Genomic DNA, 19,527 nt, shown 5'->3' with positions numbered 1-19,527 from the left:
CCGAGTACTGGACGTACTCGGGCGCCCCGACAACGCGGCGAGGTGCGGTGCCAGGCAGCGCGGGCCAGGCAAGATCCGAAAGAGACGGCCTAGCCGAGCCGCTCCAGCGCGGTGAGTACCCGCGCCGCTCCGTCCTCCTGGGAGATCCCGGCGGCGAGCCGGCGGGAGCGGGCGGCGAAGGCAGGGGTCCGGGTGGCCGCGACGATTGCGGCGGCCAGCCGGGGTGCGGTCAGGTGCTGGTAGCGAAGCGGTGGACCGCAGACGCCCAGAGCGCTGAGGCGGGCGGCCCAGAAGTGCTGGTCCAACTGGACCGGGACGGGGACGGCCGGGACCCCTGCGCGCAGGCCGGCCGCGGTGGTGCCGGCGCCCGAATGGTGGATCACGGCGGCGGTGCGCGGGAACAGCCAGGTGTGGGGCACCTCTTGGACGGTGAGCAGATCGTCGCCCTCGGCGTGCAGGCCGGACCATCCCGCCTGGACGATGCCGCGCACCTTGGCCCGTCGCAGGGCCTCGGAGACGAGCCCGCTCAGCTGCTCCGCATCGGCGGCGACGAAGCTGCCGAAGCCGACGAAGACGGGCGGGGGGCCCGCGCCGATGAAGTCCAGCAGCCGCGGCTCGGGTTGCCAGCCGGGCGGCTCCGCGGGCCACCAGTACCCGGCGACCTCGTGGCCTTCGGGCCAGTCCGCAGGGCGGCGGACGACGCTCGGGCTGAACCCGTGCAGGACGGTGCGCCCGCGCGGCAGGCCGAGCGGCCCGCCGAACCTCTGCGCGGGCAGGCCGAGTTCACGCCGCAGCTCGCCCACTGCCGGGGCGAAGAGCCGGTCCGTGGCGGCCCACAGGGCTCGCGCCGCCAGCCTGTTCCCGTACGGTCCGAACGACCGGGACCCGGTGACCAGGGGCGGGAAGGCCCCTGTCGGTTCGATCGGCTGCAGGTAGACGCCGATGCTGGGCAGTCCCCACGCCTCGCCGAGTGCCGAGCACATGGGGTCGGTGAGCGTGGAGGTCAGGACCACGTCGGCGCCCTGCCGTACGGCGTCCACGACACCCTCGGTGAGCCGGGGCATGAACTCCCGTGCCATGCGGATCACCCGGGCCATGGCCACGGGCGGGCTGACCGCTCTGGCCAGTCCCTGGCCGGCCGCGGAAGCCAGTTCCTCACGCGGGTCCACGGGCAGGGGGCGGAAGCCGAGTCCGTGGGCCGTCACCGCGCTGTCGAAGCGGCTGTGCGTGGCGATCGTCACCTCGTGCCCCGCGGAACGCAGCCGCGCCCCCAATCCGGTGTAGGGGGCGACGTCACCCCAGGATCCCGCGGTCACGATCAGTACGCGCACGACCTCATGATGTCACGCGGGACTCTGGAGAACGATGGTGCCGCCCACGGCCACCGTTGCGGGTACGGCGACCGTGGCAGGCGCGGTCAGGATGCGGGGCGGCGCGCGCGAACGGGATGGGTCAGGGCCTGCTGGCCCCCTGAGGGCAGCATCCGGAGCTCGCCCTGGTCGCTGATCTCGGCGCGGATGATTCCGGTGTCGTCGGCATAGACGGGATGACCGCCCGGCCCCGTCTGCGCGGTGCGTGTGACGACGACGATGTCCGTGCCTTCCGCCCCGGGTTCACTCCTGTCGAACACCAGCTCGTAGCGATCCTCTTGGTCATCGCCCACCGCGTACCTCCACGTCCCTGCTGTCGAGTGGCCCGCGCACGGGCGGGCGCCGCGTACCAACGTGCCCCATGAGCCTCGATGACGAGGCGCACCACGCGGCACCGGGGTCCGACTGGGGGGACGCGGAGCCCGACCGGTGCGCCCTCGGCCCGCGCCGCTGAAAGCGCACCCGTCGGGCACTTCGCCTGCCCGGCCGGTCAGGAAGGGCGCGGGCCGACGCCGTGGAGGAGGGTGTCGAGGATCCTGGTCGCGAGCGCGTCGGGGTCGGGCTGGTGATCGCCGTGGGTGGCGTCTTCCCCTCCGTGCAGAGCCTCGCTGATGAGGGCGTAGAAGACGCGGCGTACCCACTCCAGGTCGGCGTCCGGGGCGATCGCGCCCTCGGCCTGGATCCGGCCGAGCAGTTCGGTGCAGCGGTGCGCGATCTCCTGGTGCGTCCGCGCGGCCTGCTCGCTCTGGGCCACGGCCGGGCTGAGGGCGAAGCCCCAGGCGCCCTTGACCCGTAGCACGTTGGCGGTGGCGCGGTGCAGTGCGACCAGCGGAGGGGCGGTCTCGGGGTGACCGTCCTCGATGGCCTCCGCGAGTTTGGATGCCGCCTCGGCGGCCAGGGCGTCGACCAGGGCCTGCCGGTTGGCGAACCGCCGGTGGACGGTGGTCCGGGTGACTCCGGCCGCCTCCGCGACCTGTTCCATGGACGCGGCCGGATTCTCGGCCAGGACGTGTTCCGCGGCCGCCAGGATCGCGCGGACGCTGCGTTCGGCGTCGGCCCGCAGCGGGCGGCCCGCCGTCTTGCTCATGTTTGCCTCCAGCCCTGTCATACGCGGAGACGTTACAGCGAGGGCGCGGGTCCCTCCATAACCGACACAATGGTGTTGCAGTTCTATGAGAATCCGATACTCTCGTGTCACAGATGACGAAGCGTCGGTTCGGTCTGGTCCAGCCTGACCGTCCCGCGTTTCCACACGAGCACGAGAGAAGGAGCACCACTGTGCGCACCACTGCTCTGATCACCGGCGCATCCTCCGGCCTCGGCGCGGAGTTCGCCGCGCAGCTCGCCGCGCGCGGCCACGACCTCGTCCTGGTCGCCCGCTCGGCCGACCGCCTGGCCGCCCTCGCAGACCGGCTCGGGGAGGCCCACGGGGTGAACGCCCACGTCCTGGTCCAGGACCTTGCCGAACCGGACGCCGCCCGCCGCATCGGCGCCGAGCTGGCCGACCGTGGCCTGACCGTGGACGTGCTGGTCAACAACGCCGGATTCGGCACCTGCGGCCGGTTCGAAGACACCGACGGGCAGCGTGACCACGACCAGCTGATGGTGAACGTCGTCTCGCTCGTCGACCTCACCCATGAGCTGCTGCCCGGCATGCTCGCGCGCGACCGGGGCTCGGTGATCAACGTGGCGTCCACCGCCGCCTTCCAGCCGACGCCGTACTTCGCCGTCTACGGCGCGTCCAAGACCTTCGTGCTCGACTTCAGCCTCGCGCTCCGCCAGGAGTACCGACGGCGCGGCATCCGCGTGCTCGCGCTCTGCCCGGGGCCGGTGGAGACCGGGTTCTTCGACGTCATCGGGACCCGGAAGGCTGCCGTGACGGGGGCGTTCAGCATGCCCGAGCCGGTGGTCCGGTCCGCACTGCGCGCCCTCGACGCCGACCGCGCCTACGTCACACCGGGCCTGAGCAACGCGGTGTCCGCCCACTTGGCGCCCCGCCGGCCGCGCACGATGGTCGCGGCGATCGCCGAGCGCCTCGGGCGCGGCGTCCGGGACGTGCACAAGGAGGCGCAGCGGACGGCGGCGTAACGGATCACCGGCCGGAAGATCCTTCGCGTCCCTACGACCAGAACTCGTCGTAGGTTGCTTGATCGGCCCAGAGCTCCCAGCCCTCTACGATCCTGCCGTCGCTGATGTGGAAGACGATGACGTAGTCCATGTCGAGCTGCTTGCCCTCGCGCGACGCCGTGGCATGGAGGAGGGCGACCGTATGGGCGTCGTTGGCGAGAACATCGTGGAGCTGCGGGCGGTACGTACCGCCGGACAGCTCGAAGTCCCGACCGAACATCTCGAACGCGGCCTCGCGGCCCTGATACTCCCCCGACAGCGGCCCCCGACCCCCGTGGTGCCATACGACGTCGGGATGGAAGACCTCCGCCAGCGCTTCCATGTCGCCCGCCGAGAAGGCCGCCATGGCGCGCTGGAACACACCGATGTGCGGGTGATCGGTCATCGCTTCCTCCCTTGGCCGGCTGTGAAAGTAGCCCGAATCCGGCAGACAGGGTGGTGGGCGCACCGTCTGTGCAAGTGCTCCCACCTGATCGGATGCGATGCCCCGCCCAGCCGCTGCGGGGCAGGAGTGCCCCGCAGCGGCCTGGTCAGCGGTTCAAGTGGATGCGGTTGCGGGGGATGGGAGGTTCGATGATCTGGATCAGGGCGTGGGTCATGCAGTAGCCGCCGCCGAGGCCGACCATGAGGACGTAGTCGCCCGGGTACAGGCGGCGTTCGCGGACGAGGTGGTCGAGGCCGAGGAACTGGTCGGCGGGGCCGATGTGGCCGGTCTGGCGGGCGTAGTACCAGGTGGTGCGTTCGCGGGTGAGGCCGAGGGGTTCGGCGAAGTAGAAGTCGGCCATTTGCCAGGCGGACGAGGGGACGATGGTGTGCTGCAGGGCTTTGGGGTCGATGTCCTCTTCGGCCAGGACGGCCTTGAGGCTGCGGTCCAAGGCCTTCCAGATGAGGTGTTCGTGGGGTGGCAGGCCGGTGTCCACGAGGAACTGCCGTCGTTTGGCGTTCCACTGTTCATCGTCGGTCTGCGTTTGTTCCCTGCTGAACTCCTCCAGTTCGGGAATCGCGGTGTGGGCGGTGGCGCAGAGTCGGGCGAAGCCGGAGCTGCGGGACATCAGGAGTGCGCTGCCTCCGTCCGCCATGATCATTCCTGGGCTGCCCTGCCAGCGGTCCAAGTGCTCGGGCGGGAAGATCGCGGCGGCGGTGACCAGCGCTTCGCCGTCGGGGCGGCCGGCGAGGTGGCTGGCAGCGGCGACGAGGCTGGCCATGCCGCCGTTGCTGGCGGCGCGCAGTTCGTAGCACTCGGCGTCGGGGGCGGCGAGGGCGCGTTGGACGTATTGGGCGGGAGTGCTGTGGGCTTGGTGGCCGACGGTGGTGTAGAGGAGGAGGGACAGGTCTTGGGGGCTGGCCGAGGCGTTGGTGAGTGCGTCGATGGCTGCCCGGACCGCCATGCGGACGGTGAGTTCCTCGGTGCTGGTGGTGGTGAAGGAGGAGCCGAGCTGGTCGGCGCGGCGCTGTTTGATCAGGCCGCGGGCCAGGGCGTCGGAGGTCGCGGTGGCTGTCGGCAGCCATCGGCCCGTGGAGCGGATGAGGATGTCGTCCCATTTCATGACCGGGCCGCCGTTTCGGTGGTTTCCGACAGGGCGGGCGTCGCCGCGCCGGGGATGCCGAGGGTGAGGGGTTGTGCGAGGCCGGCGGCGCGTTGGACGCGGCCGGTGGTGCGGTCGAGGGTGCCCAGTACCGCGCCGTGGATGCCGTGCATGCGGACGACGGTGGTGGTGTCGACGAGGGCGTGGACGCTGCCGGGGTCTGTGGAGGTCGGGGCGTGGAGCAGGAGCCCGAGGGTGGGGTGTACGCGGGTGAGGCTGGTGTCGTTGTGGGGGGTGGCGAGGTCGATGGCGTCGATGCCGGTGAGCGCGGCCAGGGGGACGGGGGCGTCGTCGGGGGCCGTGGCGAGGACCGCGGTCTGGATCATGGCGTCGAGGGTGAGTGCGGGGATGCGGAAGGCCTCGAAGGCGGGGTGCCAGAGCGGGGCGAGCGCGAATCGGGCGCTGGCCCCGTGATGGTCCACGTGGTGGCCGGCGGTGGAGGCGAACGGTCCGGTGAGCTGGACCAGCGGGTTGGGGTGGTGCAGCTCCATGCCGGTGGACGGGCGGCTGGGCCGGGGGTGATCGTGCGTGGGGATCGGGTGCTGGTCGGGGGAGAGGAGTACGTCGACGCTCTGGCAGAGGCGGTCTCGGACCAGGACCGTGCCGTTGGGGCTGGTGCGGTCGGTGAGGATGCGGACGCGGACCCGCCGGCTGCCGTCGGGAGCGGCGGGCAACAGGTGTGCCCGGGTTCGGATGAGCAGCGGGGGATGCTGGGGAAGGACGGTCAGGGCGCTGTGGCAGCGCAGGTCGCGGAAGCCGATGACCTGCAGGTGGGGTGCGAGGGTCAGGGCGGCTTCGGCGGCGATTTCGAGGGCGAAGGCGCCGGGGACGACGGGCACGCCCTTGACGGTGTGGTGGGTGATCCAGGCATCCGGGCCGTCGGCGTCGAGGGGGTGGGCCAGGCGGCGCTCGAAGACGCTGTCACCTCCCTCGTCGGTCAGGCGGCGTCCCAGGAGCGGTGCGGACGTTGCCGGGGGCTGTGGGACGGAGGTGGTGTGCGGGGGGTGGGCCGCGGTCGTGGGGCTTTGGGTCCCGAGGAAGGCCAGGGCCTGTACGTGGGCGTGGTGGGTGAGTGCCTGGAGGAGCTGTCGGGCGCCTTGGCGGGCGGTGACGACCTCGTAGCGGCCGGTGCTGGCGATCTGCTCGGCAAGGAGGGGATCGGCCCCCGCCCCGTGGTCGGACCACACGGCCCACATGAGGCTGAATTCCTTGGCTTCGGGGGTGGCGTGGTGGCGGGCGGCGCAGGTGAGGAAGTCGTTGCCGGCCACGTAGTCGGCGTCCCCGGGGTTGCCGAAGACGACGGACATCGAGCTGAAGTTGCACCACAGGCGCGGCGGGTTGTCGCGCAGGGCGTTCTTCAGGTTGAGGTAGCCGCGGACCTTGATGTCCCGGACGGTGCGGAAGTCGCCGAGGGGTTTGAAGCCGAGGGCGCGGGACTTGATCTCGGTGGCGGTGTTGAGCAGCAGGTCGATGCGGCCGTGACGGTCCAGGACGTGCCGGACCGTTCGGGCCACCAGCTCGGCGTCGGTGAGATCGCAGGTGAGGTAGTGAACGCGGTCGGCGCCGCACTGTTCTCTGAGCTGGGAAAGGGTCCCGGCGATCTCCTGGGCGCGGACCAGCCGTGCGTGTGAGGCCTTGATGTCCTTGACGGAGAGGGAGGGGTCCTGGGCGCGGGTCTGGCGGATGTGGTCGGCGAGGGAAGGCACGGGCCCGCCGTCCGGATCGGGCAGGGGGGTGCGGCCCAGGATGTAGAGGTGAGGGGCCTTGTCGGCGGTGAGGGCGAGGAGGAGCGAAGGGGTGATGCCACGCGCTCCGCCGGCCGCGAGGATCACCGAATCCCCGTCCAGCGTGAAGGGGGTTGCCGGGTCGGTGGGAGCGGCGGGAGCGGCCGGAGCGGCCGGAGCCAACCGGAAGCCGAGGCGTTTGCCGTTCAGGTGGGCGACGGCGGCGCCCGGGACGCGCCGTGACGCTTCGGCCGCGAGCAGATCGAGGGCCTTCCGCGGCGGGAGGTCGCCGGCGAGCACCGTAAGGGCGGCACAGTCGGGCAGTTCCGTCGCGACGGAACGGATCGACCCGGTGAACAAGCCGCTGAAGGGATGCGGGACACCGTCAGGGAGGGCGTGGGTGAGCAGCGCCGTGACGCTGCCCGTCGCGAGAGGACCGGCGAGGGCGCTGGCGATGGCGAAGGTGAGGTCGTGCAGGGCCAGGACGCGGGCGGTGGCGGTCGGCGAGGTGATGGCGGGAAGACGGGTGAGGATACGGACGTGCTGCGGGGGAGTGTCCAGCCCGGCCAGGGCGGCGGCCACGTCCTCGGCGCGAACGGGCGTGGCACGGGGTGTCGGGGTGGCGGCGGGGCACCACAGGTGGATGTCCGGTGCGTCGGGCACGAGGCCGGCCAGGAACGGGTCGTCGCACAGCACCAGCGTCCCGGGGGCGAACGGCTCGGCCTGTGCACCGGCGTGGGGCTGCGGCGGGGGAAGCTCGTGCAGGCCGTACGCCATCGGTTGGCCCTGCTGGGCGTCCGACGGCTCCTGGAGGGCGTGTTGGGCCCGATCGGATGCGCTGCCGGCCGCCCCTGCGGGGGTGATGCGGACCGTCGGGGCGCCCGGCGTGCGGGGGGTGATGACGGTGTCGGCACCGGTCGTCAGTGCCTCCAGCACCGCGAGGGCCCCGGCCGCGGCGCGGTAGCGGGGGCCGTCGGCGAGGTGCTGACCGTCCTTGGGGGCCGGCGGGTCGTCCGGGTGGGACATGCGGGTCCGTACGGTCGCCAGGGCGGGCAGGCCGTGGCGGGCCGCGGTCTGCGCCCGGGCGAGAGCGAGAACGACCACGCCCTCACCCGGCGCGCGGTCGCTGGGAACATCGAGGGTGCCGGCCGGTGTGTCGCTCTGCGGCAGCGTGTTGCCGTCCGCGGCGCAGACGAGCACGAGATCGCAGGAGCCGTTGTCCAGCCACCGCTGCGCCTGGCGAACTGCGGCGAGGGTGCTGTCGGTGTCGGCGTGGCAGGTGGTGATGGGGCCTTGGAGGTCGTGGTAGTTGGCCACACGGCCGGCCACCAGGCCCGTCGGGGCGCCGGTGAAGGTGTGAGCATGCGGTGAAGCGGACCCCTCGGTCACGGCGGTCGCCAGCAGCGAGCGGAGTTCCTCGGCGGCTTCGGGGCCGTGGAGCGCGGCGACCGGTGCTGTGGCGTCGGCGAGGTGGATGTGGGCCATGGCCTCGACCGAGCGCCGCGTCATGGTCCCGGCGGCGGCGACAACGGCGGTGGTCGGACGCAGTTCGTCCCAGGCCGCCCCGAGGGCCGGGGCGAGATCGCGGACTGCCTGCACGGACATGATCTGGGTGCGGTCGATCTGGCGGAGCGTGGGAGGCGGGATGCGCAGAGGGGGATCGGTCGGATGGGGGTAGCGGTCGCCGAATCCGGGCTCGGGGGGCGGCCCTTCGCCGCGCAGCCAGGTGTCGACCGTGTCGGTGGCGGCCCCGGGGAACAGCGCGGTGCGTGCGACGATGACGATGTCGTCCTGGACGGAGTCCGCCCGAGTGGGCTTGCCGGTCTGCAGGGTCTGCAGGGTCCGCAGGGTCGGGTGGTCGTCGGTGAGGACGACGTGACCGTTGACCCCTCCCAGGCCGGCGGAGCAGACGGCGACGGTGCGGGGGCGCGTACCGGGCCGCCAGTCGATGTGCCGCACCGGAACGGCAATGGGATCGACGGACTGTCCGGCCGCGGGTGCGGGGAAGCGCTCGAAGTAGGGCTGGCGCAGGATCCGTTCGTGGCGCAGGCCGAGGACGGCATGCAGGACGGAGACCAGGCCGGCGTTGGCGATGGTGTGCCCGAAGATCGCTTTGGCCGAGGTGACCGGGCAGGGGCTGGTCCGGTCGGCCAGGGCCTCGCGCAGCATCTCGAGCTCGACCGGGTCCCCCTTGGTGGTGCCGGTGCCGTGGGCGATGATCCAGTCCAGGTCGCCGGGTGCGATGCCGGCTTCCCGCCAGGCGCGGCGCAGCGCGAGGGACTGGCCCCGGGCGGCGGGGGCGTGGATGGAGGCGGCCCGTCCGTCGGCGGACAGCCCGACGCCGCGGATCACCGCGTGCACGGTGTCCCCGTCGGCGCGGGCCCGGTCCAGGCGCTTGAGGACGAGGGTGATGCTTCCCTCGCCGGTGCGGGTACCGGAGGACTTCTCGTCGAAGGGACGGATGTCGTCCCCGGTCGCCAGTGTGCCGGTGGTCCCGAACAGCCGGCTCAGGGACGGGCTGATCATGACGCTGGAGGTGCACAGGGCGATGTCGGAGGTGTCCTGCTGCAGTGAGCGGACGGCCGCGTCGAGGGCGTAGAGGCTGCTCGCGCAGGCGGCTTCGGCGACCACGCTCTCCGATCCGGCCGGGACGAGGCCTTCCAGAGCGCGGTGGAGGTAGAAGGGGGCGGTGGACAGCGCCGGGGGGAAGGAGTCGCGCTGGTAGTGGGCCGCCAGGATGTCGCCGTTGTGCTCGTTGAGCCAACGGGCACCGGGCCTGCCCTCGGTGGCCCGGGCAAGATGACTCGCGTAGGTGCGGGCGAGCACGTCGTTGTAGAGGTGGGGATACTCGTGCTCGCCCATGCTGGCGGCCGCGCACAGCCAGCGGTCGGTGTCGCGGGCGCGGAGCCCGTCGAGGGCCTGGAGGGCTGAGTGCCGCAGGAACGTCATGACGGGCGGGGCGTCGGCGGGCCAGTCTCCGGCGTCGATATCGGCGGCAAGGCGAGGGTGCGGCGTGAGCTTGTCGATGAAGCCTCCCAGGGCTGCGTTGCGCAGCTCGGGTGGCATGACGTGCTCGGCGCTCCACAGCAGGGGCGGCTTGAACTGGTTGCGGCCGGCTTCCAGGACTTCCCATACCTGTTGTGGGCTGTCGGCGCCGGCCAGGACCGCGCCGTACCCCACAATCGCGACGGGCGGGTTGCTCATGGTCTTCTCTCCGGAATCGTCTGATCGGGCAGGGGCGGGCACCGGCGTCCGTCCGGCTGGTGCGGTGCGGCACCGAGGATCTACGAGGTGGGCGCGGGGGCCCGACACCCCCATCGACCGGCGACCGTCAGGGCCGGATGGGAATCGGGCGGCGTCGACCAATGAGAGTGCGGCTGTCGGCTGACGGGTGCTGGGGTGGTTCGGAGGCCGGTGACGGCATGGACACCGACTGCCGTCGGCCGTCCCCACCTGCGGGGGGATGGCGCCTGACGTCGGGTCCGTCGCGGCAGATCGCCACGGACCAGGCGGTGAGGGGCTGAGGACGCGCAAGACCGTGACCGGCCGTGTCGGCTGATGGCTGTTCACGGCCCGGGCCCCGACGTGACCGGCACGGTCTCGCTGGCGAGTTCCCGGTTTCCCGGTCCTCCCCCTCGGCCGCGACCGCGCTACACCGCCGCCGCCCGGGCCTCGATGACGGCGTCGGCGATCCTGCCCAAGGTGGCCAGCTGGAGGAGATTGGGGTTGTGCCGCAGGCCCTCGACGCCGTAGAGCTCTTCGGTGCGTCGCAGGAGGGCCAGTTGCTGGAGGGATTCGACCCCGAGGGCCGCCTCGAGGTCGGCGTCCTCCTCCAGTACCTCTTCGGGGTACTCGAGGGCTTCCGCGTACACGGTGCGCAGGCGGGCGACGATCTCCTGCCGATCGGCTACCGAGGGCACGGCCGACGCGGCCGACGCGGCCGACACCTCGGGCTCGGATGGCGTGGCGGCAGGCTCCCGCAAGGTCTCGGTGGCGGCGGCCACGGCTTCGTGAACCGGCGACGGCGCAGCCGCCCAGGTGGGAGCGTCCGTCGGGGAGGGCCGGGTGTCCTTCAGCTTGCCGTTGCGCTTGCCCTTGCCCTTGCCCTTGCCCTTGGACTTCTTTCCGTGGCTCCCTGCGGACTCGGCCGTACCAACCGGGGCCGAGGCCAGAGCGCCGGACGCGAGGCCCCGCAGGACCGCGGCCGGGCCGGCGGCATCCGCCAGCGGGACGTACACGCGAATGCCCGGCAACGAAGCCTCCGCGAGGGGGCCGGCGACCGGTCGGGCTCCGCAGTCCACGAAGACATTCACGCCCTGCCCGTGGAGGTCCCTGAGCGTGTCCAGGAGCCGAACGGGGCTGGTCAGCGAGTCGATGGTCATCTCCAGCGGGTCGTCGTCCCCGACCTCACGCCCCAGGTTCGTGGACCAGATCCGCCAGTTCCTGCCCCCGTACGGCACGGGGGGTTGCTGGTTCCTCAGCAGGCGAGCCGCCGGGCCGAGAGCCGGGGAGTGCGAGGCATGCGGGACATCGAGTTCGGCGGTCGGCCACCCCAGGAACTCGGCGATCTCGCCGGCGCGCGCGATCGCGGCAGCCGGCCCGCTCAGGACGGACTGGCGGGGCGCGTTCACACAGGCCACCACCAGATCGGGGTCCCCGACGAGCGCCGCGAGGTTGCGCGCGTCGGCCTCCCGGGTCCCCACCGCCAGCATCGCCCCGGGCCAGTTCTGCTCGGACAGGGCACGGGAACGGGCCACCGCGAGACGGGCCGCGTCCTCGATCGTCAGATGTCCGGCGGCGGCCAGCGCCCACAACTCGCCGATGCTCTGCCCCGCCACGGCAAAAGGCTCCAGGCCGCATTCGGCGGCTGCCGCGCTCACCGCCGCGGAGACCGCGAAGATCTCCAGGTACTGCGCGTCCGGATCAGCCGAACCGGGCGGCGGGGCGCTCGGGCCGACCAACCGGGGAGACACCTTCTCCATGCCCAGCTCTACCGCGACTTCGTCGATCCGCGCCAGCACGTCCCCGACGGAGACGAACTCCCGTGCCAGCTCGCCTAAGACACCGCTGCTCGGCCGGGGAACGGTCCCCGGTATCAGCAGGACAACGCGTCCATCCATCTCGCAACTCCCTCGTCTTCAGTACGTTTGTGATCTTGCCGCCACCCCGGTGCGTCCGGTTCTGCATCGGACGCACCGGCGCGTGCCGGGACCACGCTCTATCCGAGTCACGGGTATTCACGGCCTGCGGCCGGGGCCTCATGGCCCCGGCCCGGCTATGCGGAGGCTTATGTTCAGCCCGTCGGAAGTGGAATCCTTACTTCTTCACATACAGCCCGTGGAGGTAGGCGGGCATTTCCACGCCTAAGGATATCCGCTCGCACACATAGGCACTCCAGGTGCCTTCGGTGATTCCCCTCTGCCCCCGGGCCTCGCACTTTGCGGCACTGTCGTATGTCTTATAACCCACGTAGCCCGCAGGTACGGTCGAGGACACGGCCTGGGGAACCGGAACCTCGGCGGCCGTTGCCGTGCCAGACACCGCGGCAGTGAGGAATGAGGCGGCCACGGCCGCCGAGGCGACCCATATGGAAGTACGCACTGATTGACTCCTCTTTATTTTTCACGCACCCGGCCGACACTCGGCCAAAGGTGTTCGGAACAGACGAATAAACACTACATACGCCGCATTGAATATCAAGTTCCTTTCTTTTTCCTTTCTTCTGGCTTGAAACCATCACGTAAGTCACAAGGCGCGGCTCCGGGCCACCTGCCTGGTGAGATCCGCCCCATGGCGCGGAAATTGGGACGCGCGCGGGATGGGCGCCGTGCCGGCGGTTGTTCCTGTTTGGCGGACAGGTTTGATGGGCCGGGACTCGGCGAGGGGTTTGTCCCGGCACACGTCGGCGTGTCCGGCAGGAGGGCCGACTTCCCTCGTAGGCTGCATCCGGTACGTGACGGACAGGAGGCTGAGGTGGCCGAGACGCTGGTGGCCGAAGTGATGGCCGAGCTGGCCGAGCTCGAGGACCCGAAGGCGCGCGAAGTGAATGAGAAGCACGGTGACGACCACGGTGTGAACCTCGGCAAGCTGCGCGCGCTCGCGAAGCGGCTGAAGACGCAGCAAGAACTCGCACGCGGGCTCTGGGCGACGGATGACACCGCGGCGAGACTGCTGGCGATCCTGATCTGCCGCCCGAAGGCGTTCGAGCGCGACGCGTTGGACGTCATGTTGCGCGAGGCGCGCACCCCCAAGGTCCACGACTGGCTCGTGAACTACGTGGTGAAGAAGAACCCGTACGCCGAAGAGCTGCGCCTGGCCTGGTCCGCCGACCCGGATCCGGTGGTCGCGAGTGCCGGCTGGGCTCTGACCACCGAACGCGTGACGAAGAAGCCCGAGGGACTCGACCTCGCTGGACTGCTCGACGTCATCGAGGCGGAGATGAAGGACGCCCCGGATCGCTTGCAGTGGGCGATGAACCACTGTCTGGCGCAGATCGGAATCGAGCACGCCGAGCACCGCACCCGTGCGATCGACATCGGTGAGCGCCTGGAAGTGCTCAAGGACTACCCGACGTCCCCGGGCTGCACGTCTCCGTTCGCGCCCATCTGGATCACTGAAATGGTGCGCAGACAGCACGAGAAGAACGAGCAGACGTTGGCTTGACTGGCGGTGGCTCGTTCTTGAGGCGCCGGTGCGCCATCGACTCAGTCGGTGTTCGGACGGTGGACGGCGACGGGTCGGTGCGGCCGGCCCGTCCCCCGGTCATCCGCCAGAATGGGGGCTCCCAAGGTCCCGGCGTTGCCATCGCCCGTGTCCGGCCCTGGCTGTTCGGAGACGCCAGATCGAGGCAGGAGCACCTTGACCCCTACGAACCGCTGGCACCTGCAAGGCTCTGCCGGTCACGCCTACTCCGGCGAGGAAGCTCGACAGCTGCTTCGAAAGCGGTGGGACTGGGCGAACCAGGAAACGTGGTTCGAGAATGACGCGGGGCGGCGCTTGGCCGTGGTCACCAACGGCGAACGCGCGATGGTCGTGTTGCTGGACGGGGAAGACGACCCAGGCGAGCATCTCGTCGATCCGCGCGGCGAAGGCTCCTCCGGCGGCTACGTGCTGTCCAACGGGCAGGTCGACACCTACGCCGACCGGGACACCGTCGCCTTCGACGTCGCCGGCCAGGCCGTGGCGTGCTTCATCGAGCACGGCATCTGGCCCGCCGAGGTGACCGTCGAAGGGCGGCTGGGGTGAGTGGTCGGGCCGGGGCAGCGCCGCCGACCTGCGGCAGCGGGCCGCCAACCGCCCCAGTAATTCCGATGGCACGGACGGCCTTCAGACGACAAGACTGCTCTGGTGAACCCCCTGCCGCCGTTGCCCGGCTCGCTCCCTCTGCCACCACTGGACCCGCGCGCCCGCGACATCGTTCTCGACTATGCGGGCATGCACGCCCTGGTTGCCGACCTGGTTCTGCCGGGCGACGCGTCGATGTACGTCATGAGCGCGATGGAAACCTCCCGCGAGCTCATCCGGCACTCCTGCTACCGGTACGAGTTCGCCACCGTCGCCGTCACGCATGCCCTGTTCGCCCTGGAACACGTCCTTGCCGAGCGTCTGGCCATCAACGAGCCACTCCAGGACCTCATCGAGCGGGCCACCGACGCAGGGCTCGTCCCGGCCGAACTCGCCGCCGAACTCGACCGCGGCCGACTGCTGCGCGACGAGCTCACGCAGGGCGCCGTGACAAGTGCCGCCCTCAGCCCGGCCAGGGCCGTCGGCATGGTGCGTGCCGTCTTCGATGCTGTCTCCCTGCTCCTTCGCCCACCAACCACGGCAGAAGCGGCAGCCGGAGCACAGCCTGAAGACCGACTCGCCCGGCTGTGGGAGGAACACCTGCGTGCGCTGTTCCCCGCAAGCTTCCGCGGCGTGGACATCGAGGGCGTGGAGCTGATCCTCCTGGACGCCGATGTCGCCGGCCTCGTGCAGAGAGAGCTGAACGGCGGACTCGACGACCGTGGCATTGCCGTCCTCTGGGCGTGCATCGCCGACCTCGACAAGACCGTGCCCCTGATCAACGAGGAGTACTGCGCCTCCTACTTCACCAAACTTCGGACGATGGCCAAACTCGCAGCAGCGCGCCACCTACCCCCAGCGACCTGACAGGCTCCTCCAGTCCGGGCCGCCGTCCGGGAGGCGGTTGGTCAGGGTGCGGCCCGCGTGCCCCCCCGGCCACGAGGCAGCCGAGGGCGGCGACGAAGAAGAGGAGACCTATCAGGAGTGCCTCGCCCCCGTCGTAGGAGTTCTGGCCGACGTGGGCGAGGAAATCGTCCAGCCCGACCCGGCGCAGGAGGTCGGAGTCGGCCTTCACCTTGTCGGCGCGGGCCGAGGAGTCGCCGGCGAACTACGTGATCTCGCGGCCGCGGTGGACGACCGGTCCGGCCGGGTCGAGCCAGTGCAGCGGGTAGACTGCCACGCCCAGCTCCGCGATCTGCAGCACGAGTTCGGTGTCGGCGCCCATGGGGCCCGCCTGCGGCGGTGAGCTCTTCAGTTTCACGCGGCCACGCAAGGACCGTTCGGCGCCCAGCCAGGTGCCGAGGTCCTCCATTGCGGCATCGTCCCCCGGGACGTCGATGCGAAGGTGCATGCGGCCGGCGCTTCCTTCCCCCTCTGGCACGGCGCGGCCCTCCCGGCCGCGTGGTCATCGTAGGACTTCCGTACCGGCAGGGGGTCGGTCGAATACCGGCCGATTGGACCGCGCCCGACGACCCTCTGACGTGCGCGCAGCGATGTCGGGCGTCATGGACACACGCCCGGGCGGGACGGGCCCGCCCGCCACACCGGGTCTCCTCCTTTGGAGCCGTAGAGCGGCGGCGCGGGCGCGCCGAGCTGCGGCGACCCCGGGAGCGGGATATCAAGGAGCGTGAAGGTGAGCGCGAGGCCCGGCGGTCGCCACCCCACGTCTGAGGAGTACGTCTCGTGGAGTTCGAGGTCAATGGCGCCCGGCGCGCGGTGGACGTGGACGACGACCCGGCCGCCGTGGAGGTGGTGCGCGACCGGCTGGGTCTGACCGGCACCAAGCTGGTCTGCGCGGGCGGGGTGTGCGGGGCCTGCACGATCCAGGTCGACGGTGAGCCCCGGGTGTCCTGCCTGACGCCGGCGGTCGTGCTGGCCGGCCGACGGGTGACGACGGTGGAGGGCCTGTCCGGCCACCCGGTGGCGCGCGCCTTCGCAGGCGAGGACGCCCTCCAGTGCGGCTACTGCACGCCGGGGTTCGTGGTCGAGGCGGCGGCGTTCTTCGAGCGGTGGCGGACAGCGCACGGCCGCACCCGGCCGGGGCGGGAGCAGATCGCGGACGCGCTGGCGGGTCACCTGTGCCGCTGCGGAGCGTACGAGGGGATCTTCAGGGCGGTGGCAGCGGCCTGCGCGGGCGACTACGACACGTCACCGACCGGTGAGGGGGAGCCGACCGGTGGAGAGGCGCCGGCGGTCCCGCGCGCCGAAGCCCCGGAGAAGATCGACGGATCGGCCCGGTACACCACGGACCTGCGCCCCGAGGGCCTCCTGGAGGGGGTGATCATCCGCTCGCCGCACGCGCACGCGCACGTACGCTCCCTGGAGGCCGGAGACCTCCCGCTGGTGCCGCTGCTGCCTCCCGACGGCGTGGTGCGCTACGTCGGGCAGCCGGTGGCCGCGGTCGCGGCGCGCGGCCGGGCCGCCGCGCGGGCGGCCGCGGAGCGGGTCACGGTGGACTACGAGGTGCTGCCGGCGGCCCTGGACGTACGCCAAGCCCGGGCCGGCGGAGGCCCGTTGGTCTACGAGGACAAGGCGGCGCGCAAGCGGGCACCGGGGTCCGGCGAGACCCCCCAGCTGGTGCCCGCCCGCTGGCGCGGCAACCTGCGGGGCCCGTCCGCCATGAGCAAACGCCCCGCCACCGCCGTACGCCGTATCAACGAGGCCCGGGCCCGGAACCCCGAGCGGGTGGTCGAGGGCGAGTTCACCACCGCCGCGCAGAGCCATACCCCCCTCGAACCGCACGCCTGCCTGGCCCAGTGGGTCGACGGCAGCCTCCACCTGGAGGTGTCCACGCAGTCGGTGAAGCAGGTGGCCGAGCTCGCCGCCGAGCGCTTCGGTGTGCCCGTCGAACGGGTGGTGGCGAAGGCCGTCCACGTAGGTGGCGGATTCGGCTGCAAGATGGGACTGACCTCCGACGTCGTCGCCGCGGTGGAGTTGGCCCGGCTGTACGAGGCCCCGGTGCGGGTGGTGCTGGACAGGGACGAGGAGCTCACCGACGGCGGATACCGGCCCGGCACCCGGATCCGGCTGGCGATGGTCGCGGACGCGGCCGGCGATCTGAGTGCGCTGGCCATGGACGCGGACAGCGACGGCGGGGTCTCGGTCGGAGGCTCCGTGGCGGCACTGGCCCGGTTCATGTACGGCAAGGCCCCGCGCCGGCTCCGCGACTTCGACGCGGTCACCCACCGGCCTCCGGGCGCCCCGTTCCGCGGCCCGGGCGGACCCACGCTGTGCTGGGCGCTGGAACAGGCCGTCGACGAGATGGCCCACAGGCTCGGCCAGGACCCGATCGCCCTGCGCCGCCGCTGGGACGGCAACCTCAAGCGGCACGCCCTGTACGACCGGGCCGCCACGCTTCCCCTCTGGGCCGGTCCCCGCGGCGGCACCGGACGGTTCCGCCGCGGCGTCGGCGTCGCGGCGGCCAACTGGATGTACTTCCTCGATCCCGTCACCGAGGTCGAGCTCACCGTCGAGGACGGAATCGTCGTCGCCCGCTGCGCCGTGCAGGACATGGGCACGGGCTCGCGCACCGTGCTGCGCCGGGCCGTCGCCCAGGGGCTGGGCGTGCCGGAGGGGAGGGTGCGCGCCGAGGTCGGCCGGAGCGACGCCGTTCACGGTCCCACCTCCGGCGGCAGCCGCACCACGCCTTCCCTCGTGCCCGCCGCCGCGGACGCCGCCGTACGGCTGCGGGACGCGCTCGGCGGCGGTGACGTCGCGGCGCGGCTGGACGCGGCGCACGGCGTGCGGGTGACGGGCCGGCGACCCCGCGACCGCCGGGGCTACGCGATCCCCTTCACCCTGGGCGGTGTGGCGATCGGCCGCGGCTTCACCGGATCGGTGCAGGTCGCCGAGGTCGAGGTGGACACACGGCTGGGCCGGATCCGCCCGCTGCGCGTGTGGAGCGGCATCTCCGCGGGCCGCATCCACGAGGACCGGCTGGCCAGGAGCCAGTGCGAGGGCGCGGTCGTACAGGGCGTCGGCTACGCCCTGTACGAGGAGCGGCGCACCGACCCGGCGACCGGGCGGGTGCTGACCGAGAACCTGGAGGACTACCGCATCCCCGGGATCGGCGACACCCCCGAGATCACCATCCACTTCCATCAGGAGGGGTTCGAGCACGTCCCCGGCGGCGGTGTCGGCCTCGGCGAGATCGCCACCCTGCCCACGGCGGCGTGCCTGGCCAACGCGGTCCACGACGCGACCGGCTGGCGCCCGTACGACATGCCCATCCGCCCCGACCGGCTCTTGGAAGGACTGGGTACGTGAGCACCGAGCCCACCCTCACCGACCTCTCGGCCGCCGTCCTGACCCGCGGCGGGGAGCTGCGCGCCGGTGGCACCGACACCACCGCCCGGCAGCGCAGCGGCGTCTCACCCGGGCCGTTCACCGACCTCGACGGCGCCGGCCAGCTGCGCGGCACCACACCGCTGCCCGGCGGCGGGCTGCGGATCGGCGCCCTGACCACCCTCGCCGCGCTGGCCGCCGATCCGCAGGTGCGCGCCGGCTGGCCGGCCCTCGCGGTGTCGGCCGGGACCGCGGCCACGCCGCAGATCCGCGCGGCCGGCACCCTGGGCGGCAACCTGCTGCAGCGCAACCGCTGTTGGTATTACCGCAATCCGCACGTCAGCTGCCTCCAGACGGGCGGCACCGGCTGCCCCGCGCGCGAGGGCGACCACCACTTCGGCGTGGTCAGCGGAGACGGCCCGTGCGTCACCCCGCACCCGTCCACCCTCGCGATGGCCCTGCTCACCTACGACGCCGAGGCCGAGATCCACGGCGAATCCGCGCGCAGCGTCGCCGACTTGTACGGGGACGGCGACCGGCTCTACCACGCCGACCACCTCCTGCCGCCGGACCGCATCCTCACCGCGGTCCACCTGCCCGCACCCCTGCCCGGCGAACGCGCCGCCTGCCACCGGGCCACCAGCCGGGCCCACGCCGAATGGCCCCTGGTCGAGGCCACCGCCCGGCTCGCGCTCGACGGCGCCACCGTCACGCACGCCGCCGTCGCGGCGGGCGGGGTGGCGCGCGTCCCGCTGAGGCTGACGGAGGTGGAGGCCGCCCTGATCGGCCGCGAGGCCACCTCCGGGGTCCTCGCCGCAGCGGCCGCGACGGTGCTCGCCCGCTGCAGGCCGCTGCCGCAGACCGGTTACAAGGCCACGCTGTTCCGCGACACCGTCCTGGAAGCCCTGGAACAGGCCGTCGGCCCGGCTGCCGCCGGCTAGTGCTGTGGCCGGAAAGGTTCACCGGGTCACGGCCCCCGGCACGGCACCTCGCCGCGTTGTCGGACCGCGCTGGTACGTCCAGTACGAGCCGCGGCCCTCCGCCTTGCGATGCGTCCCCTAGGCCGTCTCTTTCGGATCTTGCCGGTTAAGCCCGCGTTGTCTGGTGCCGTGCATCGCAAGGCGGAGGGGCGCCCGAGTACTGGACGTACTC

The 19,527-nt window shown here is 72.0% G+C and carries 14 protein-coding genes; 6 read left to right on the top strand and 8 right to left on the bottom strand.

The annotated features are described in order from the left end of the window. Positions 1–89 precede the first annotated feature (89 nt). The 3 genes from ACZ45T_RS37905 to ACZ45T_RS37895 all read right to left on the bottom strand — a co-directional run bounded on the left by ACZ45T_RS37905 (position 90) and on the right by ACZ45T_RS37895 (position 2,457). Positions 90–1,331, bottom strand: a complete 1,242-nt coding sequence (locus ACZ45T_RS37905) for a glycosyltransferase (RefSeq protein WP_468448820.1) — start codon at positions 1,329–1,331, stop codon at positions 90–92. An 86-nt stretch (positions 1,332–1,417) separates the two neighbouring features. Further along, a complete protein-coding gene (locus ACZ45T_RS37900) occupies positions 1,418–1,663 on the bottom strand; it encodes a DUF6296 family protein (RefSeq protein ID WP_468448818.1) in 246 nt (81 codons plus the stop codon). Between the two features lie 197 nt (positions 1,664–1,860). Then, a complete protein-coding gene (locus ACZ45T_RS37895; protein WP_468448816.1) occupies positions 1,861–2,457 on the bottom strand; it encodes a TetR/AcrR family transcriptional regulator in 597 nt (198 codons plus the stop codon). 191 nt (positions 2,458–2,648) lie between these two features. On the opposite strand from ACZ45T_RS37895, the gene ACZ45T_RS37890 reads away from it, so the two are divergent. Then, positions 2,649–3,458 carry an SDR family NAD(P)-dependent oxidoreductase gene (locus ACZ45T_RS37890; RefSeq protein ID WP_468448814.1) on the top strand — a complete coding sequence of 270 codons (810 nt, stop codon included), beginning with the start codon at positions 2,649–2,651 and terminating at the stop codon, positions 3,456–3,458. 31 nt (positions 3,459–3,489) lie between these two features. Here the strand turns inward: ACZ45T_RS37890 and ACZ45T_RS37885 are convergent, their stop codons facing one another. The 4 genes from ACZ45T_RS37885 to ACZ45T_RS37870 all read right to left on the bottom strand — a co-directional run bounded on the left by ACZ45T_RS37885 (position 3,490) and on the right by ACZ45T_RS37870 (position 11,927). Further along, positions 3,490–3,882 carry a nuclear transport factor 2 family protein gene (locus tag ACZ45T_RS37885; RefSeq protein WP_468448812.1) on the bottom strand — a complete coding sequence of 131 codons (393 nt, stop codon included), beginning with the start codon at positions 3,880–3,882 and terminating at the stop codon, positions 3,490–3,492. 145 nt (positions 3,883–4,027) lie between these two features. Further along, the gene (locus ACZ45T_RS37880; RefSeq protein WP_468448810.1) at positions 4,028–5,044 is read right to left on the bottom strand and encodes a ketoacyl-ACP synthase III family protein; all 1,017 of its coding nucleotides are present in this window, start codon (positions 5,042–5,044) and stop codon (positions 4,028–4,030) included. Beyond that, a complete protein-coding gene (locus tag ACZ45T_RS37875) occupies positions 5,041–10,011 on the bottom strand; it encodes an SDR family NAD(P)-dependent oxidoreductase (protein WP_468448808.1) in 4,971 nt (1,656 codons plus the stop codon). Before ACZ45T_RS37875 ends, ACZ45T_RS37880 begins: the two co-directional genes overlap by 4 nt. 446 nt (positions 10,012–10,457) lie before the next feature. Next, complete coding sequence (locus tag ACZ45T_RS37870; protein WP_468448806.1) at positions 10,458–11,927, bottom strand: acyltransferase domain-containing protein; 1,470 nt, start codon at positions 11,925–11,927, stop codon at positions 10,458–10,460. Between the two features lie 880 nt (positions 11,928–12,807). Here ACZ45T_RS37870 and ACZ45T_RS37865 point away from each other — a divergent pair. The 3 genes from ACZ45T_RS37865 (at position 12,808) to ACZ45T_RS37855 (ending at position 14,958) form a co-directional block, all read left to right on the top strand. Then, positions 12,808–13,470 (top strand): DNA alkylation repair protein, encoded by a 663-nt coding sequence (locus tag ACZ45T_RS37865; RefSeq protein WP_468448822.1) that lies wholly within the window; start codon positions 12,808–12,810, stop codon positions 13,468–13,470. Between the two features lie 195 nt (positions 13,471–13,665). Further along, entirely contained in the window at positions 13,666–14,052 is a 387-nt protein-coding gene (locus tag ACZ45T_RS37860; RefSeq protein ID WP_468448804.1) for a hypothetical protein, read from the top strand. Positions 14,053–14,154: 102 nt separating this feature from the next. Continuing rightward, a complete protein-coding gene (locus tag ACZ45T_RS37855) occupies positions 14,155–14,958 on the top strand; it encodes a hypothetical protein (RefSeq protein ID WP_468448802.1) in 804 nt (267 codons plus the stop codon). 241 nt (positions 14,959–15,199) lie between these two features. Here the strand turns inward: ACZ45T_RS37855 and ACZ45T_RS37850 are convergent, their stop codons facing one another. Next, positions 15,200–15,442: an effector-associated constant component EACC1 gene (locus tag ACZ45T_RS37850; RefSeq protein WP_468448800.1), complete on the bottom strand. Its 243-nt coding sequence runs from the start codon at positions 15,440–15,442 to the stop codon at positions 15,200–15,202. Between the two features lie 332 nt (positions 15,443–15,774). On the opposite strand from ACZ45T_RS37850, the gene ACZ45T_RS37845 reads away from it, so the two are divergent. Continuing rightward, positions 15,775–18,357, top strand: coding sequence for a molybdopterin-dependent oxidoreductase (locus ACZ45T_RS37845; RefSeq protein ID WP_468448798.1), 2,583 nt, complete (start codon positions 15,775–15,777; stop codon positions 18,355–18,357). Next, positions 18,354–19,316: an FAD binding domain-containing protein gene (locus ACZ45T_RS37840; RefSeq protein WP_468448796.1), complete on the top strand. Its 963-nt coding sequence runs from the start codon at positions 18,354–18,356 to the stop codon at positions 19,314–19,316. Before ACZ45T_RS37845 ends, ACZ45T_RS37840 begins: the two co-directional genes overlap by 4 nt. The last annotated feature ends 211 nt before the right edge of the window (positions 19,317–19,527 follow it).

It is taken from the genome of Streptomyces sp. NPDC030995, assembly GCF_055571215.1.
This window is presented reverse-complemented; position numbering and strand designations above follow the sequence as displayed.

Bases quoted from the DNA above. Each gene is read 5' to 3' on its own strand.
- ACZ45T_RS37885 (WP_468448812.1), bottom strand. From the start codon at position 3,882: ATGACCGATCACCCGCACATCGGTGTGTTCCAGCGCGCCATGGCGGCC.
- ACZ45T_RS37875 (WP_468448808.1), bottom strand. From the start codon at position 10,011: ATGAGCAACCCGCCCGTCGCGATTGTGGGGTACGGCGCGGTCCTGGCC.
- ACZ45T_RS37865 (WP_468448822.1), top strand. From the start codon at position 12,808: ATGGCCGAGCTGGCCGAGCTCGAGGACCCGAAGGCGCGCGAAGTGAAT.
- ACZ45T_RS37880 (WP_468448810.1), bottom strand. From the start codon at position 5,044: ATGAAATGGGACGACATCCTCATCCGCTCCACGGGCCGATGGCTGCCG.
- ACZ45T_RS37870 (WP_468448806.1), bottom strand. From the start codon at position 11,927: ATGGATGGACGCGTTGTCCTGCTGATACCGGGGACCGTTCCCCGGCCG.
- ACZ45T_RS37895 (WP_468448816.1), bottom strand. From the start codon at position 2,457: ATGAGCAAGACGGCGGGCCGCCCGCTGCGGGCCGACGCCGAACGCAGC.
- ACZ45T_RS37850 (WP_468448800.1), bottom strand. From the start codon at position 15,442: ATGCACCTTCGCATCGACGTCCCGGGGGACGATGCCGCAATGGAGGAC.